15 protein-coding genes and 1 other annotated feature are annotated in these 16,613 nt (G+C 35.6%); of the genes, 3 read left to right on the top strand and 12 right to left on the bottom strand.

Translation table 11 applies throughout. From position 1 onward, the window contains the following. Nucleotides 1–17: 17 nt before the first annotated feature. The 3 genes from opp3C to HCB38_RS11530 form a co-directional block, all read right to left on the bottom strand. Nucleotides 18–1,052, bottom strand: coding sequence for an oligopeptide ABC transporter permease (gene opp3C, locus HCB38_RS11540; RefSeq protein ID WP_185319348.1), 1,035 nt, complete (start codon nt 1,050–1,052; stop codon nt 18–20). After that, nucleotides 1,052–1,981 (bottom strand): oligopeptide ABC transporter permease, encoded by a 930-nt coding sequence (gene opp3b / locus HCB38_RS11535; RefSeq protein WP_185319349.1) that lies wholly within the window; start codon nt 1,979–1,981, stop codon nt 1,052–1,054. Before opp3b ends, opp3C begins: the two co-directional genes overlap by 1 nt. Before the next feature lie 277 nt (nt 1,982–2,258). Continuing rightward, the gene (locus HCB38_RS11530; protein WP_185638611.1) at nt 2,259–3,938 is read right to left on the bottom strand and encodes a peptide ABC transporter substrate-binding protein; all 1,680 of its coding nucleotides are present in this window, start codon (nt 3,936–3,938) and stop codon (nt 2,259–2,261) included. Nucleotides 3,939–4,561: 623 nt separating this feature from the next. Between HCB38_RS11530 and HCB38_RS11525 the strand changes: the two genes are divergently transcribed. Together HCB38_RS11525 and trpS are read left to right on the top strand one after the other, a co-directional pair. Next, nucleotides 4,562–4,903 carry a DUF3899 domain-containing protein gene (locus HCB38_RS11525; protein ID WP_185319351.1) on the top strand — a complete coding sequence of 114 codons (342 nt, stop codon included), beginning with the start codon at nt 4,562–4,564 and terminating at the stop codon, nt 4,901–4,903. Between the two features lie 42 nt (nt 4,904–4,945). Beyond that, nucleotides 4,946–5,176: a binding site (T-box leader), on the top strand. 67 nt (nt 5,177–5,243) lie between these two features. Continuing rightward, complete coding sequence (gene trpS, locus HCB38_RS11520; protein ID WP_185619696.1) at nt 5,244–6,239, top strand: tryptophan--tRNA ligase; 996 nt, start codon at nt 5,244–5,246, stop codon at nt 6,237–6,239. A gap of 49 nt (nt 6,240–6,288) precedes the next feature. On the opposite strand, the gene HCB38_RS11515 is transcribed toward trpS, so the two are convergent. From HCB38_RS11515 to HCB38_RS11495, 5 genes are all read right to left on the bottom strand, one after another. Then, nucleotides 6,289–6,705 carry an organic hydroperoxide resistance protein gene (locus tag HCB38_RS11515; protein WP_003767979.1) on the bottom strand — a complete coding sequence of 139 codons (417 nt, stop codon included), beginning with the start codon at nt 6,703–6,705 and terminating at the stop codon, nt 6,289–6,291. Further along, nucleotides 6,689–7,141 (bottom strand): MarR family winged helix-turn-helix transcriptional regulator, encoded by a 453-nt coding sequence (locus HCB38_RS11510; RefSeq protein WP_185619695.1) that lies wholly within the window; start codon nt 7,139–7,141, stop codon nt 6,689–6,691. The genes HCB38_RS11515 and HCB38_RS11510 overlap by 17 nt, the downstream gene beginning before the upstream one ends. A gap of 119 nt (nt 7,142–7,260) precedes the next feature. After that, on the bottom strand, nt 7,261–8,502 hold the full coding sequence (fabF, locus tag HCB38_RS11505; RefSeq protein WP_185319353.1) for a beta-ketoacyl-ACP synthase II: 1,242 nt from the start codon (nt 8,500–8,502) through the stop codon (nt 7,261–7,263). A 203-nt stretch (nt 8,503–8,705) separates the two neighbouring features. Further along, a complete protein-coding gene (gene fabH / locus HCB38_RS11500; RefSeq protein WP_185319354.1) occupies nt 8,706–9,644 on the bottom strand; it encodes a 3-oxoacyl-ACP synthase III FabH in 939 nt (312 codons plus the stop codon). Between the two features lie 115 nt (nt 9,645–9,759). Further along, on the bottom strand, nt 9,760–10,887 hold the full coding sequence (locus tag HCB38_RS11495) for a GW domain-containing glycosaminoglycan-binding protein (protein ID WP_185638609.1): 1,128 nt from the start codon (nt 10,885–10,887) through the stop codon (nt 9,760–9,762). 322 nt (nt 10,888–11,209) lie between these two features. Here HCB38_RS11495 and HCB38_RS11490 point away from each other — a divergent pair, with 322 nt between their 5' ends. Continuing rightward, nucleotides 11,210–11,398 carry a YjzD family protein gene (locus HCB38_RS11490; RefSeq protein WP_003763532.1) on the top strand — a complete coding sequence of 63 codons (189 nt, stop codon included), beginning with the start codon at nt 11,210–11,212 and terminating at the stop codon, nt 11,396–11,398. Between the two features lie 84 nt (nt 11,399–11,482). On the opposite strand, the gene gpmA is transcribed toward HCB38_RS11490, so the two are convergent. The 4 genes from gpmA to HCB38_RS11470 form a co-directional block, all read right to left on the bottom strand. Further along, the gene (gene gpmA, locus HCB38_RS11485; RefSeq protein WP_185319356.1) at nt 11,483–12,172 is read right to left on the bottom strand and encodes a 2,3-diphosphoglycerate-dependent phosphoglycerate mutase; all 690 of its coding nucleotides are present in this window, start codon (nt 12,170–12,172) and stop codon (nt 11,483–11,485) included. Between the two features lie 90 nt (nt 12,173–12,262). After that, nucleotides 12,263–14,863 carry an ATP-dependent chaperone ClpB gene (gene clpB / locus HCB38_RS11480; RefSeq protein WP_185638607.1) on the bottom strand — a complete coding sequence of 867 codons (2,601 nt, stop codon included), beginning with the start codon at nt 14,861–14,863 and terminating at the stop codon, nt 12,263–12,265. Between the two features lie 144 nt (nt 14,864–15,007). Beyond that, a complete protein-coding gene (locus HCB38_RS11475) occupies nt 15,008–15,685 on the bottom strand; it encodes a Bax inhibitor-1/YccA family protein (protein WP_185319358.1) in 678 nt (225 codons plus the stop codon). 109 nt (nt 15,686–15,794) lie between these two features. Continuing rightward, nucleotides 15,795–16,565 carry a Cof-type HAD-IIB family hydrolase gene (locus HCB38_RS11470; protein ID WP_185638605.1) on the bottom strand — a complete coding sequence of 257 codons (771 nt, stop codon included), beginning with the start codon at nt 16,563–16,565 and terminating at the stop codon, nt 15,795–15,797. Nucleotides 16,566–16,613: the final 48 nt, after the last annotated feature.

Raw genomic sequence — 16,613 nt, 5'->3', positions numbered from 1 at the left:
TTTTCCTCACCTCTCTTTTAATCGCGCATTTTAGGATCAAAGGCATCACGCAAGCCATCTGCAATTAAGTTAAATGCAATCATGATGATACAAAGTACAATACATGGATAAAGGATCATATACGGTAATACTTGTAATGTTTTATATCCATCATTTACCAAGACACCAAGAGATGCTGCTGGCGCTGGAAGACCTAACCCAATAAAGCTTAGGAAGGCTTCAAAGAAAATCGCACTAGGAATACTAAACATAATATTAATGATAATAATCCCAGAAATATTTGGTATTAAATGTTTTACAAGAATTTTCGGAGTAGATTCTCCTAAAGTCATGGAAGCCATAACAAATTCTTGATTCTTAAGTTTTAAGACTTGTCCCCTAACTACCCGAGCCATTGTTATCCAACTCGTCATGGCAATTGCTATGATAATCGAAATAATTCCTGGATCAAGTATTAGCATCATTAAGATAACAACAACTAAGTTTGGAATCGCACCAATAACTTCTAGAATACGTTGCATAACATTATCCACACGACCACCAATATAACCGGAAATCAACCCATAAGTTACACCAATAATTAAATCACATAGTGCTGCAACAACAGCAATAATAAGCGATACACGTGTACCAGCCCAGATACGAGCAAATTGGTCACGTCCAAGTGTATCACTACCTAACCAGTAGTAAGTACCCTCTTTAATGTTATTTTGTTTATAAATATCCACATCTTCTCCACCAATGGATTGATGACCATTCCAAAATGGCATATTATCAAAGCCTTGAACTTTCGGCGGAAGACTTGCATTTTCAGTAATTTGTCTATTAATATCATTTTTTGGTCCTAGATTTTGTGATAGATAAGGCCCAACAATCGCCATGATAATAACAAGTGCTAATACAATAAGTGAAACTAAAGCCGCTTTATTTTTACGAATACGAAGCCAAGAATCTTGCATAAACGTTAAACTTGGACGATTAATTTTTTCCGCTTCTGCATCAAGGATGTGTGCTGGCTGGAATCTTTCTTTTGCAATTTTATGTTCTGCCATTATTTTCTACCTCCAGACACACGGATTCGTGGATCAATCAATCCGTAAAGAATATCTACTACCAATATAACAAATACAAGCATAGCAGCAAATAATAATGTAGTTCCCATAATTACTGGATAGTCATTCATTTGAATAGAAGAAACGAACTGACTTCCGATACCTGGAATACTATAAATGTTTTCAATAACAAGGGAACCAGTCATCAGTGCAACCGATAATGGTCCTAAAACAGTAATTAAAGGAATAAGTGCATTACGAATCGCATGTTTTACTGCTACCTCAGTTCTGCTATTTCCTTTTGCTTTTGCAAGAAGAACATAATCAGATGCAAATACATCGATTAATTCTGTTCTCATAAAACGAGCTGCTGTTGCAAGTGGGAACATAGCAAGTGCGAACGCTGGTAAAATTGTATCTGCAAAAGTCCCCCAACCTGCTACTGGGAAAATTTGTAATTTAGCTCCTAACCAATATTGCAACACAGTCGCAAATACAAATGATGGAACTGATTTACCTAATATTGCTATAAATGTACTCGTATAATCCGGCCACCTATTTTGATACATGGCCGCTACGACCCCAAGTAAAATACCAAATATAACACCAAAAACCATTGCCTCAAGTGCTAATTGGACAGATGGACCAATCAGTGCACCTAAAATCTCAGACACTGGTCTATTATCAAGTTGGAAGGAAACTCCTAAATCTCCTTTTACCAAACCTGTCATATAATTTAAGTATTGGACTGGAATTGAATCATTTAGTCCATATTTTTCATTCATCATGTGAATTTGTTCGTCAGATAGTTTCTCCTGATTACGGTAAGGCGTACCAGGTAAGAATTTCATAAGAACAAACGTAACCGAAGCAATGATGAATAACGTTATAAGCATATATAATACTCTTTTTAACGTATATTTAACCATCTATCTCTACACCTCCCAGTTTTAATAAATATATAAAAAAGTTATCCCTAACCAAATTCGCAAGTTTAGTGAGCCTTTTTCTTCATTTCTAAACTTTTATTGCATAAGTGCAAATTAGTTAGGAAAAAAACTTCATTTTTCGAATGTTAGGTTCTAGATAAACTAGAAAAGGATACTTTAATTTTTAATTATAACACATCAAAATCATCAGCAAAAGGAGAGAGCATATCGAAATATACTCTCTCTTTCCGTCAAGCATTTCTTAAAGACTAATATTTTATTTAGTCAAGTATGTTTCTTTGTAAGTGTAGTCTGGACCAAATGGATTTTTTTGCAAGTTTTTAATGTAGTCTTTTTGTAGGTATGCAGTAGAACGTTGATAAAGTGGTTGAACAGCTACATCATCCGTAAGAAGGATTTTTTCTGCTTTAACCATTTCATCCCAACGTTTTTGATCTTCAGCTGCATAAGTTACAGATGCATCATTTAAAATCTTGTCATAGTCTTTGTTAGAATAACTCATTCTGTTTTGTGCACCATCAGTTACGAATAGATCTAAGAAAGTGGATGGATCTTGATAGTCAGGACCCCAGCCGCTCATAGAGAAGTCGTAATCTTGGTTTTGGTCATTTTGTAAACGAACTTTAAATGGTACGTTTTTCAGTTTAACTGTAAGACCATCTAAGTTCTTTTGTAATTGGTCTTGAATGAATTCAGAGGATTTTCTCGCATTTTCAGTATCATCACTAGTGAATTCAACTGTAATTTCGGAAACTCCAAGTTCTTTCAAACCAGCTTTCCATGCTTTTTGTGCTTCTTTTACATCATATTCTAAATGTGGACCAGATTCTTTTGTATAGTCTTCTTTGTTACCTGGATCAAAAGTGAAGCCTTCTGGTACAAGATTGTTTGCAGGTTTAGATCCGTTTTTAAGAACTGTGTCAGTGTACGATTGTTTGTCAATCGCAAGTGCAAGTGCTTTACGGATGTTTTTGTTAGCAAATACTGTGTCTTTGCCAGCACGTTTTTGGTTAAATTTAATGTAGAAAGTAGAAGAATCATTCACTGTTACATAGTCTTTATTGTTTTTGTTTTGAGCTGCATAATCAGCACTTAATACTGTGCGGTCGACTTTGTCAGTGTTGTATAAGTTAAGTCCAGTACCGGAGTCTTGAACAACTTGTACGTTGATTTGTTTCAACTTAACTTTATCTTTATCCCAATATTTATCATTTTTTACGTAAGTCCATTTTTTATTTGTTCCAGTCCAATCTTTAAGTTGGAAAGGTCCGTTGAATAACATGTTGTCACTATTTTGTGCATATTTTTCGCCTTTTTCCGTAACGAATTTTTCGTTAAGTGGGAAGAAAGTTGGGAATGCGAATAGTGAGTTAATGTAAGCAGTTGGTTTAGAAAGAGTAACTTCTAAAGTATAATCATCTACTGCTTTAATTCCTAATTCTTCAGGTTTTTTCTTGCCAGCTACGATATCGCCACCATTTTTGATTGCATCAAATAGGTAAGAATAAGTTGCTGCAGTATTAGGGTCAACCGCACGACGCCATGAGTAAACATAGTCATTTGCAGTTACAGGATCTCCGTTAGACCATTTTGCATCTTCACGAAGTTTGATAGTATAAACTGTTTTATCATCGCTAATTTTTGGCTCTTCAGCAGCACCGGCAATGGCAGGAATACCATCTTTGTTAAGCGCATATAGACCTTCGTTTGTTTGGTTTACTACGTTTAAACCAACTTGGTCATCCGCTTTTGTGCTGTCTGCAGAAGGAATTAATGCACTTTCTGTCAAGTTAAGTACTTGCTCTCCTGAAGCTTTTCCTGAGTTTGAGCCTTTTTTGTCGTCGGATTTGGAATCTGATCCGCCTCCACATGCTACCAAGACTAAGCTTAGTAATAGTGTTAATCCAAGTGTAAGAAATAATTTAGATTTTTTCACTAAGTAGACCTCCCTTTTTTATTTTTCTGAAAAATTGTTTCGATACCTATTATACTCTAAGAATTCTGGCTTTGTAAATTATTTTTACAAGATAAATGAAAACAAGGATGAAAGATACAAGTTATTAAAATATTAAGGCAAAATTGAAATTGCGTGAAAAATCTGAACAGAGATTGTTACGCTATCCGCTATTTTGCAATAACTTAAATAAATTATGTATACTTTGCAAAACCTTTTGATTAAGTTTTCAGAAAACATAACCATTTAAATTGGTAAATTTACAATCGATTATGCCAGTTATGTATAAACTCAACGAAGCCATCTATTTTTGTATAAGAAAAAATATCGAACCCCTTTAAAATTTAAAGGATTATTATATTTATATACTTTTTTTGAGCTGTTGTCTAGATAAAAATATCAAAAATTTAATTAAATTTTGTAATAAATTCGAAAAACGTTGGTATAGTGGGATTTTTTTGTTAATAATATGTAAAGACAGTTTGGCGATTTTTTTGCGAAAAAGATCTAATTTCTAACATTGTATGATAGCTTCCTTCTATCATATAGTGTTTCTGTTAGAATTGTGATAAAGTGAATTATGAATTTTAAGTAGAGGTGAAGTTATGTTTTTACGAATTACTATTTATACACTTATTCAAGAAGGTATCGTATTTGGGATTTTGCTTTTTGGAAAAAATGGTGTAAGTTTAAGCGGTTATATAGACGTCTCGTTCCTTGTATCACTCATTACATTATTAATAGGTTTGTTAGTTTATATTATGAGGAGCGGTTTTTTAGACCGAGTTCATAACGGCTTCCGAAACATTTCTCGTAAAATCAAACGCGAAGAAGAAAGTGAGTTCTCGGATATGCTCCTTTCAGAACTTGTTGGGCTACAGTATGCCGGAATTTTAATTAGTGCACTGCTTGTTATGCTCTCCAGTATTCTCTGTATGTTTTTATGATTGACAAGCCGTTTTGTAAACTGATAAAATGAATATAATATAACTGATGCGTTAATAGGAAGAATAGTACATTTTGTAGCTTTATAATAGAGAGTCTGTGGTTGGTGAAAACAGATAAAGCGCAAAATCGAATGGACTTCTGAGGACTGTTTGTGAAACAAAAGTAGCAAGCAGCGGCTAAAGACCGTTATCTTCTTTAATAGAGTTTTTCTATTACTAAGAGCCTTTAAGAGGTACTTAGGGTGGCACCGCGGATAACCGTTCGTCCCTAAACATTTATATGTTGGGATGGACGGTTTTTTTATTTTCGCAATCAGTGAAAAAATTGGAGGAATACAAAATGAAAAAAGTAATATTTTCCGGCATTCAACCTAGTGGACAATTAACTTTAGGGAATTATATCGGAGCTTTAAAACAATTTGGACAGTTTCAAGATGAATATGAATGTTTTTATTGTATTGTAGACGAACATGCGATTACGGTACCTCAAAATCGACTAAAATTACGCGAACAAACAAGAAGCCTTGCCGCTCTTTATTTAGCCGTTGGACTTGATCCTGAAAAAGCAACGTTATTTATTCAATCTGAGGTTGCAGCCCACGCACAAGCTGCTTGGATTTTACAATGTAACGTTTATATTGGCGAATTAGAACGTATGACACAGTTTAAAGATAAATCAGATGGTAAAGCCGGTGTAAGTGCTGGACTCTTGACTTATCCTCCATTAATGGCTGCGGATATTCTACTTTACCAAACAAACTTAGTACCTGTTGGTGAAGACCAAAAACAACATATTGAGTTAACTCGTGATTTAGCAGAAAGATTCAATAAAAAACATGCGGATATTTTCACGATGCCTGAAGTATTTATCCCTAAACAAGGCGCTAGAGTTATGTCCCTTCAAGATCCAACGAAAAAAATGAGTAAATCTGATGCAAACTTAAAAAATGCGATTTTCTTATTAGACCCACCTGCTACAATCAGAAAAAAAATCAAAAGCGCAGTTACTGACTCTAGTGGTATCATTGAATATAATAAAGAAGAAAAACCTGGTGTCTCTAACCTACTAACTATCTATTCTGTTATCACTGGTGAAACAATTGCTACTATAGAAGAAAAATATGTTGGTAAAGGCTATGGCGACTTTAAAACAGATTTAGCAGAGTTAGTTGTTGCTGAGCTTGAGCCAATCCAAGAAAGATATTACGCTTACTTAGAATCTGAAGAACTGGATAATATTTTAGATGCAGGAGCAGAAAAAGCGGCTCGTGTTGCTAATAAAACATTGAAGAAAATGGAAAATGGTGTCGGACTAGGACGCAAACGCAGAAAATAAATAAAAGGCGAATACTTGGTTACCCAAGTATTCGCCTTTTTACTATTAATTAACCTACTTTAATTTCCACATCAATATTACCGCGAGTAGCTTTAGAATATGGGCAAACTTCATGTGCTTTTTTAAGAAGTTCTTCTGTTTTTTCTTTATCTTGCCCTTCAATAGTTCCTTCTAATAACACTCCGATTTTGAAACCATTGTCTTCCGGGTCGCTATACAAGCTAACAGTCGCTGTTACAGTACTTTTAGCTTCAATTCCGGCTTTTCCAAGTACTAATTCTAATGCGCTATTGAAACAAGCCCCATATCCTGCTGCAAATAATTGTTCAGGGTTTGTTCCACCGCCGCCGTCTCCACCAAGTTCTGTTGGTGCTGAGATGTCAAAATAAAATACGTTATCTGGAGAATGTACTTCCCCACTTCTTCCACCAGTGTTAATAACCGTTGTTTCATAAAGTTTTTTCATTTCCTATTCCTCCTAATTGATTAGTAAGTGCTTGTAATTTAGTAAGTAATTGTGTGTAATCTTGTTCCTCGAAACCTAGTAATTGAAGGCAAGTGTCCACGCTTTTTAACACAGCTGGTTGAATTTCTATTGCTTTTTCCGTTAGCTCAATATAGACACGGCGTTCATCTTCCGGATGACGGCTCCGCGTTACATATCCCAAATTCTCCATTCGTTTTAACATTGGTGTTAATGTTCCGCTGTCTAAAACTAATCTTTTTCCAAGATCAGTAACCGTTTGTTTCTGCCCTTCCCATAAAACAAGTAAAGTAATATATTGTGGATAGGTAAGTTGGAACGGATCCAGAGCTTCGCGGTAGAGTTTGGTAAATTGTTTGGATGCATTGTAAACAGAAAAACAAAGCTGTTCCTCTAATATACGCGTGTTCGTGTCCACCATGTTCTCCTCCTTTTAAGTTGTGTGCAATTTAATTTTATACAACTTTATTGATTAAAGCTAGTTTTTTGCTCAAAAAAAGCCTTGTTTCCATTTTAGGAAACAAGGCTTTAGTTATTTTAGTCTTCTATTCTTTTGAATACTAGTGTCGCATTGTGGCCGCCGAAGCCAAAAGAGTTAGACATTACGACATTTACTTCTGCTTCACGTGCTTTGTTTGGAACATAATCCAAGTCACAAACTTCATCTTGATTTTCCAAATGGATTGTTGGTGCGATAATATTATCACGAATACTTAATAAAGCAAAAATAGCTTCAATACCGCCTGACGCACCTAAAGTATGTCCTGTCATTGATTTAGTAGAGCTAATAGCTAATTTCTTCGCATGCTCACCGAACACAGTTTTAATCGCTTGTGTTTCGTATTCATCATTGTATGGAGTACTTGTTCCGTGCGCGTTAATGTAGTCAACTTTGTCAGGAGTAAGTCCCGCATCGTCAATCGCCATTTTCATTGCACGTGCTGCCCCTTCTCCATTTGGCGCTGGTGCAGTAATATGATAAGCATCACCTGTTGCACCGTAACCAACAACTTCCGCATAAATCTTAGCACCACGAGCTTTTGCATGTTCATATTCTTCTAAAATTACAATTCCTGCTCCCTCGCCAATAATAAAACCATCACGGTCTTTATCAAATGGACGACATGCTGTTTCTGGATCTGGATTTAATGATAAAGCTTTATTTGCTGTAAAACCTGCTAATGACATTTTTGTAATTGGCGCCTCGGCTCCACCAGTAATCATTGCATCTGCATCGCCTCGTTCGATAACTTTAAATGCGTCACCAATAGAGTTGGTTGCAGTGGCACATGCTGTTACTGTAGTAGAGTTAATCCCTTTTGCTCCAAAACGAATCGAAACTTGTCCTGAACCCATATCTGGAATCATCATTGGTACAAAAAATGGGCTAACACGGCGGTGTCCACGATTTAGGAAAACTTCGTATTGAGTTTCAAATGTTTCCATTCCACCGATACCGGATCCAATCCATACCCCAACACGAGTTGCATTGGAATCATCAATAATCAAACCAGAATCTTGCACAGCCATTTCTGCACTTGCAATGGCATAATGGGTAAAACGGTCCATTTTACGAGCTTCTTTTTTCTCTAAATATTTTTCTACATCAAAATCTTTTAATTCTGCTGCAATTTTAACCGGAAAGTCATCCGGATTAAGTCTTGTCATTTCTGCAACACCATTGACACCTTTTTTAGCGTTTTCCCACGAAGTTTCTGCATCATTCCCAATTGGTGTAACTGCTCCAACTCCAGTAACAACTACTCTTCTTCTATCCATTTACTCATCTCCTTATTTTGCAATTCATAAAAAACAACTTCTGTCTAAACGACAGCAGCTAGTATAAAATTAAGGCTTTATTTAAAATAAAAATATTGCACAAACAAAATAAACCAAAAGCCTGCTCTATTATAACATAAATAAAGAAGAGTTGCCCTAACTAAAATAAACGTTAGGGCAACTTTTCATTTGAAGTATGCTATTTATTTACCCCAACGAATGATTAGGGCGCCCCATGTTAAGCCGCCCCCAAAGCCGACAAGTAACACGTTATCATTGTCTTTAATACGTCCTTCTTCAACCGCGTCTACTAATGCAAGTGCAATAGAGGATGATGATGTATTTCCGTATTTATGAACTGTCTTCATTAGTTTTTCTTCTGGGAGATTTAAACGTTCACGGGAAGCTTCCATAATACGAATATTAGCTTGGTGTGGAATTAGTAAATCTAACTCTTCTTTTTCAAGTCCAGCACGTTCTAATACACGTAATGAAGCTTCACCCATTTGACGAACAGCAAAACGGAATACTTCACGTCCGTTCATATAGATTTTTTCATTTTCATCTAAGTTTAAATATTTACCTCCTGAACCGTCCGAACCCAAGTCAAAGGAAAGTAGACCGTGATTATCTGATACAGGGCCCATAACAACTGCTCCTGCTCCGTCACCGAATAATACTGCTGTAGAACGGTCATCCCAGTTAGTTATTTTAGATAATTTATCTGCACCAACTACGACAATATTTTTATAAGCGCCTGTTTTGATGAATTGAGCTGCAGTAACAACACCAAATGTAAATCCAGCACAAGCTGCTTCAACATCCATGCCTGCAGCATTTTTTGCTCCTAAGCGGTCTTGGATAATATTAGCAACGGATGGAAAGGTTGCTTCTTGTGTCACTGTTGCAACAATAAACAAATCAATATCATCTGGTGTAAGTCCAGCATTTTCAATAGCTACTTTTGCTGCTTCATATGCTAAATCATGTGTATATTCATCATCACGAGCAATTCTTCTTTCTTCAATTCCAGTACGAGTACGAATCCACTCATCCGACGTTTCCATCATTTTTTCTAAATCAAAGTTTGTTAATATTTTTTCAGGTACGTATTTACCTACTCCTAAAATTCCTGCGTTCATGTGTTCTCCTCCATATCAAACTATATCAGGATAAAAGTTCTTCTCCTGGTTATTTTTATGACCTGGTACTAATTTTAACAGAGAAACTCCAATTACGCAATTGGATTGCTACTTTTTATTTTACTTCAAGTGCCTTATTCGGATTATTTTCAGCAAAACCGTCTGCTTTAGACCAACCAATTATTTTACCGTCATCTGATGTTATACGGTACCAGTACTCATTTTTCACATCTGCTCGACGGTCAATGTCCACTTCTTTTCCTAAATAATTATTTAAATCTGCTACTACTTTAGAATTATCTTCTACTGGATACGCATAGATTTTTTGGTCTGAGTCTGTTACATATTTATCTAGTTTCATATTTGTTTCATTTTTAGGGGTGTAAAAAATAGTTACTGCATCACTATCTATCCATCCAATTGTTTTACCTTGATCCTGAAGTTGATACCAAGTTCCTTTTTCGGTAACCGCTTTTTGTGTTATTCGTAGCGTTTTATTTTGGAAATCTTTAGCACTTCCTACTTGCTCTGCGCCTTCTGTGTTATATGGTTTTGTCCAAATAATTTCGCTAGCAGGATTTGTAATTTCAGCATAAGCCAATTGTTTTTCCGTTGAGGTTACTGAGTCGTATACTTGATCATAGTCATCTAAATTATATGTTTCTATAGTAGAGATTAGTTTTTCTGCATAATTCGGGTCAGTTGCATAGCCAGCGTCTTGAATTGCATGGGCTGCTTTTTTATAGTCTGTTTCTCCGATAACCGCAGAATATAAATCTGAATTTCCAGATACTCCATTAATAAAAAGTTGTGCATGATCGACTAAAGATGATTTTTTATCAGGATATTTTCTGAAATCTGCTTGGGTATGATAAGCTTTTCCATTGCTAAATTCTTGTGTACCCATTGAAACTGAATTTCCTTCATAGCTACCTTTAATTCCAAACAAGTTATTAGCAGAAGCTGATAAGCCACTTTGACCCCAGTTGGATTCTAAGATAGCTTGAGCTAAAGTAACACTCGTTAATATTTTTTCTTCTTTTTGTAAATCTTGTGCATCGCTAGCAATAGATTGTATAAATTGCTGTTGTGATAAAGTCATTCCTGCCTGACTCACTGCGGTTGCGCTTGCCTCTACCGCTCCTGTATTAGCAAAAGGTAATAAAGTAGAACTTACGATAGCACTTGCTAGTAAAATCTGCGTGAATTTCTTTTTCATTATCAGTTGGCACTTCCTATCCAAATTAGTTAATTCCCCAATTTAAATGGCTCTGTCTCTGTTAACCTTCTCCATTCTAGCATTTTCATTCTGAGATCTTACTAACTTTTTGATGAAAAACTTATCATAAAAGTTAGTAAATGGCTATTTCAAAGGGTTTGAGAATACCTATTTACATTTGACAATATTATGTCATTCCATTTAATCCTCTATACACTAGTATTCTCTGTTCTAGATTTTATTCCTCCCTATTTTACGATAATCGTATTTTCAAAAGATATATGATTGGATAATCTATTTTTATGTGCTAAAATGTATAATGAAATAGATGAAATGGGGTGTAAGGATGCGTTACGTAGTGACTGTGTTTTGGGTATTCTTACTTTCTTTAATGGCGGAATTCGTTCTTTCTTCCATGTTATATGTATCATTTGATATGACGCGGGCTATTATTTTAACAGTAGGGTTATCCTTCTTCATTATTTTAATCACTTTCTTGATGCCTAAAGATAGCGAAGTTTATGACTTTAAGTAAACATCCAACTTTCTGATAGCGAGAACTCACTTTTCGAGTGCAGCTCAAAAAAACCTCTTTCCACATGGTGGAAAGAGGTTTTTTTTATTTATCCAAGTAATATTTGTTTACTGGTTTTAATTCATCATTTAGTTCATAAACAAGCGGTACACCTGTCGGGATTTCGAGCTCCATAATCTCATCATCACTAATACCTTCTAAGAATTTTACCAAGGCGCGTAAACTATTACCATGAGCTGCAATAACAACACGACGTCCTGCTTTAATTTCAGGTGCAATGGTATCCATCCAGTAAGGAATAACTCGTTCTAAGGTTACTTTCAAGTTTTCGCCCGATGGAATTGCATGGGTATCAAGAAGTTGATAACGGCGATCATTTTTCGCTTGTCTTTCGTCGTTTTCTTCTAATAATGGTGGAAGAGTATCATAGCTTCTGCGCCATTTTTGTACTTGGTCTGCGCCGTATTTTTCAGCCGTTTCTTGTTTATTAAGTCCTTGAAGCGCTCCGTAATGCCGTTCGTTTAAACGCCATGATTTATGGACTGGAACCCACATTTGATCAGATTCTTCTAAAACATAATTAAGTGTTTTAATAGCTCTGGTTAAAACAGAAGTAAAAGCTACATCGAATTCCAAGCCAGCTTCTTTAATTCGTTTTCCAGCTGTCATTGCTTCTACAACGCCTTCTTCTGATAAGTCAACATCATGCCAACCAGTAAATAAATTCAATTTGTTCCATTCACTTTGACCATGACGAATTAATACTAATTTCATCTTCCTCATCCTTCCATTTTCGCTTATTTTCTAAACGACTAATCCAACAAAAGTTTTCCCTCTCGAGTCGTGAATCAAACATTTTCCATATTATTCTGTGACTTTAAAAGTAAATTCTTTATCTTGTATATCAATTTTAACGGAAGAATGTGGCATGATTTTACCAGATACAATTTCTCTTGCAAGCGGCGTTTCGACATGACGCACGATATAACGTTTAAGTGGTCGTGCACCGTATACTGGGTCATAAGCTTCTTCTGCAATAAAGGCTTTGGCGTTATCTGAAATAGTAATTGTAATTTCTTGATCGGCAAGGCGAATTTGCAGTTCTTCTACTAATTTTTCCACAATGCCTTTAATATCAGCGAGTGTAAGTGGTTTAAATAGAATAATATCATCTACCCTATTTAAGAATTCTGGTTTAAATTCACTTTGTAAAATTTGCATTACATCTGATTCTAACTCAGGTGAGATTTCACCTTCTTCGGTTCTTTCTAGTAATAGATTAGAGCCGATATTGGATGTCATAATAATTACAGTATTTTTAAAATCAATTAAGCGCCCCTGAGAATCCGTAATCCGTCCATCATCAAGGACTTGTAAAAGGATATTAAATACATCTGGATGAGCTTTTTCGATTTCATCAAGTAAGATAATCGAATATGGGTTGCGTCTTACAGCTTCAGTAAGTTGTCCGCCTTCCTCATATCCAACATAACCTGGAGGTGCCCCGACAAGTCTTGATACTGAATGTTTCTCCATATATTCAGACATATCAATTCGAATCATATGATCTTCAGAATCAAACATATTATAGGCTAATGCTTTGGCAAGTTCCGTTTTACCAACACCGGTTGGCCCTAAGAAAATAAAGGAACCAATTGGACGTCTCGGATCTTTAATACCCGCACGTGCACGTAACACTGCATCACTAACTAATTGAACAGCGTCGTCTTGACCAATTACTTTTTGATGAAGCATATCTGCTAATTTAAGCAGTTTTTCACGTTCCCCTTCTACTAACTTAGTCACAGGTATTCCAGTCCATCGTCCGACAATTTCTGCGATTTCATTTTCTGTTACTTCTTCTTGTAAAATTCGATCTTCTTGTGCTGTTTTTTCACGATTTTCATTTTCTAACACTAATAATTCTTTTTCTACTGCTGGAATTTTACCGTGGCGAAGTTCAGCAGCTTTGTTTAAATCGTAGTTGTTTTCAGCTTCTTCTAACTCGTGACGTAGATGATCTATTTGTTCACGTACCTCGCGAATTTTACTAATTTCGTTCTTTTCCGCTTCCCATTTAGATTTCATTTTGTTTGCTTCTTCTTTATAGTCAGCTAGTTCTCGTTGTAACATTTCTAAGCGTCGTTCACTTGCTGGGTCTTTTTCTTCTTTTAATGCTGCTTCTTCAATTTCTAATTGCATCACTTTTCTTGTCACTTCATCAAGTTCGCTCGGCATAGAATCAATTTCGACACGAATAGTTGCGCATGCTTCATCTACTAAATCAATTGCTTTATCTGGTAAAAAACGATCTGTAATGTAACGATTGGAAAGACTGGCTGCTGCAACTAAAGCATTATCATGAATATTTACTCCATGGTGAATTTCAAAACGTTCTTTTAAACCACGTAAGATGGATACTGTATCTTCCACTGTTGGTTCTGGAACAAGTACTTTTTGGAATCGTCTTTCAAGTGCCGCATCTTTTTCGATATACTGGCGGTATTCGTCCAAAGTTGTGGCGCCGATACAGTGAAGTTCCCCTCTTGCAAGCATAGGTTTTAACATGTTTCCAGCATCCATAGCTCCATCTGTTTTCCCCGCTCCCACAATCGTATGGATTTCATCGATAAATAGTAAAATTTGACCTTCACTTTGTTTAACTTCTTGCAGTACTGCTTTTAAACGTTCTTCAAATTCCCCACGGTATTTAGCTCCGGCAATAAGGGAACCGATATCGAGTGAAATAATTGTCTTATCTTTCAATCCTTCTGGAACATCTTTTCTGACAATACGTTGCGCTAAACCTTCCACAATAGCAGTTTTACCGACACCCGGCTCACCGATTAATACTGGATTATTTTTGGTTTTTCTTGATAAAATTCGAATAACGTTGCGGATTTCTGCATCGCGTCCAATAACTGGATCGAGTTTACCACTTCTTACTTCCGCGACTAAATCACGTCCATATTTTGTTAATGCTTCATAGTTTTCCTCTGCGTTTTGAGAAGTCACTTTTTTCCCTCCTCTTATTTTTAAAATTGCTTCTTTAATTTGTTTTTTAGATTTGTCTTGTTTTTTCAGTTCGGTTGTAATAGGATTTGAAGACTGGTCCATTACAGCTAAGATAAGATGTTCAGTTGATACAAAGTCATCCTCTAATTGTTTTTGCTCTTTTTCTGCATCTCTCATTAATTGGAAAAGCGCTTGACTCATTGCTTGACCATAGTTAACTCCACTTCCAGAAATCACTGGGATTTTACTTAAAATGTTGTCTACTACGTTTTGAAGTGAGTCTACGTCAACTTCTGCTACATCATACACGCGTTTTGCAAAGTCACTTTCTGTTAATAACACTTTAAAAACGTGTGCCACATCTATTTCTTGGTGCTCTGATGCAATAGCTAGATTTTGGGCGTCCGCAATTGTTTGCTGAACTTGTTGCGTAAATTTTTGTAAATCCATTTATTTGTCCTCCTTAAAAAATAAGTTTGACCTTTTTTGACCTTAATATTATTATAGAATTTTAAATTGCTTTTGTCTATCAAAAACCATCTTTTTTATAGAAAAAGACCTACCAATTTTTAGGTTGGCAGATCTTCAAAATTCTTAATTACGACCTGTGAATAGGCGGAGTAATAATAAAAATAAGTTAAGAAAATCAAGGTATAAATTTAGCGCAAGCATTGGTACATCAGCAAGTTCTACATCGCGCTTCATAATTTGGTTGAAATCATACAAAATGTATAATGAGAAAATAATTGTTCCACCAGCTGAAATAATTGTTGTCAGCATAGAACCTAATGGTAAAAAGACACCTAAAAAGCTGAATAGTATTAAAATAATAAGGGAAGCAAATAGCGCACTACTTAAAAATGAAAGGTCTTTCTTCATTTTTGCGCCAACAAAACCTAGTGTTGTGAAAGTAATCGCTGCTGTTATAAAGGCCATCAGAACTGCTGCACCTAGTCCAGCCCCAAAATAATATGTCAAAGTTGGGCCAAGCGTCAAACCAGTAACTAAGGCAAACGCTAATAAAACTGGATACCCGACAACTTTATTAATTGTTTTACTACGACGTACAATAATAGCAACAACAAGTAGTGCTACTTCTAATATGATAAGAGGTAAAAAAAGTTCTGGACTTAATTTACTCCCAATCGCAGCACCGACTGCTGCAAGTAGCAAAGAAAATACAAACCAATTGAGTATTTTTTGCATAATAATTTGTTTACTCGTTCTTTTCTCTATATTTATTTGTTCGGATGTTGAGTTGATTTCGTTCATGAACATTTCTCCTCTTCAGTTGATTAGTTTTATTATAACAAACTAATAATTACAATTCTATCGGTCTTACGTTGGAAATTTTAAAAAAAGAAGTGCCTAAAGCACTTCTTTAAATTAAATCAAATTGTTTCAAGCCAAGCATTATGCCATCACTGTTGTTATCTTTCGTTACAAAGGTAGCTTTTTCTTTTAATAAGGGTACTGCGTTTTCCATTGCAATAGCATTATCCACCGCACTAAACATCTCTAAATCATTCATTCCATCACCAAAAGCATAAGTTGGAACATCTTGATACCCCATAACTTCAAGCAGTTTCGAAATACCCACAGCTTTAGAGCCGCCTTTTTTTAATACGTCGTTACTAAATGGTGTGTTACGAACGAATTGCAATTCTGGAAAACGTTCTGGGAAATAATCATCCCCTGATTCAAGTAAAAGAAGTGCCATATTGATGGTTTCTTCTTTATACATATTAGGTCTTACTTCTGGCATTGGTTCGCCTAAAAAATCATAATGCGCTTTTACAACTGGTGTATTCGCCGTTGCGCCAATTCTTTTATCATTATAATAGCAGACTTCGACATTTTGTAATTTCGCTTCTTCAGTCAAACGCTCAAGCAAATCAGCATTAATCACATCTTCGTACACTTTCTCCCCTTCAAAAATGGCCATTTGTCCATTCATCATTACTGCAGACTCAATACCGGTAATTTTCATTTGATGACTTATTTCTATAAATGTTCGTCCAGTAGCAATAACAGGAATAATATTATTTTGTCGAAGTTTTTCAAGTGCTTGAAGTGAACTATCAAGTACTTTGGATTCACTATTTAAAAGTGTTCCATCCATATCAAAAAAACAAATTCCACGTGGTTTCACATTATTCATCCTTTACTAACATAATATATCCATCATACCAATCTTACG

Origin of the sequence: Listeria farberi (assembly GCF_014229295.1) — a bacterium.
Classification (GTDB): domain Bacteria; phylum Bacillota; class Bacilli; order Lactobacillales; family Listeriaceae; genus Listeria; species Listeria farberi.
The sequence above is the reverse complement of the archived record's forward strand: the minus strand, read 5'-3'. Positions and strand labels throughout refer to the sequence as shown.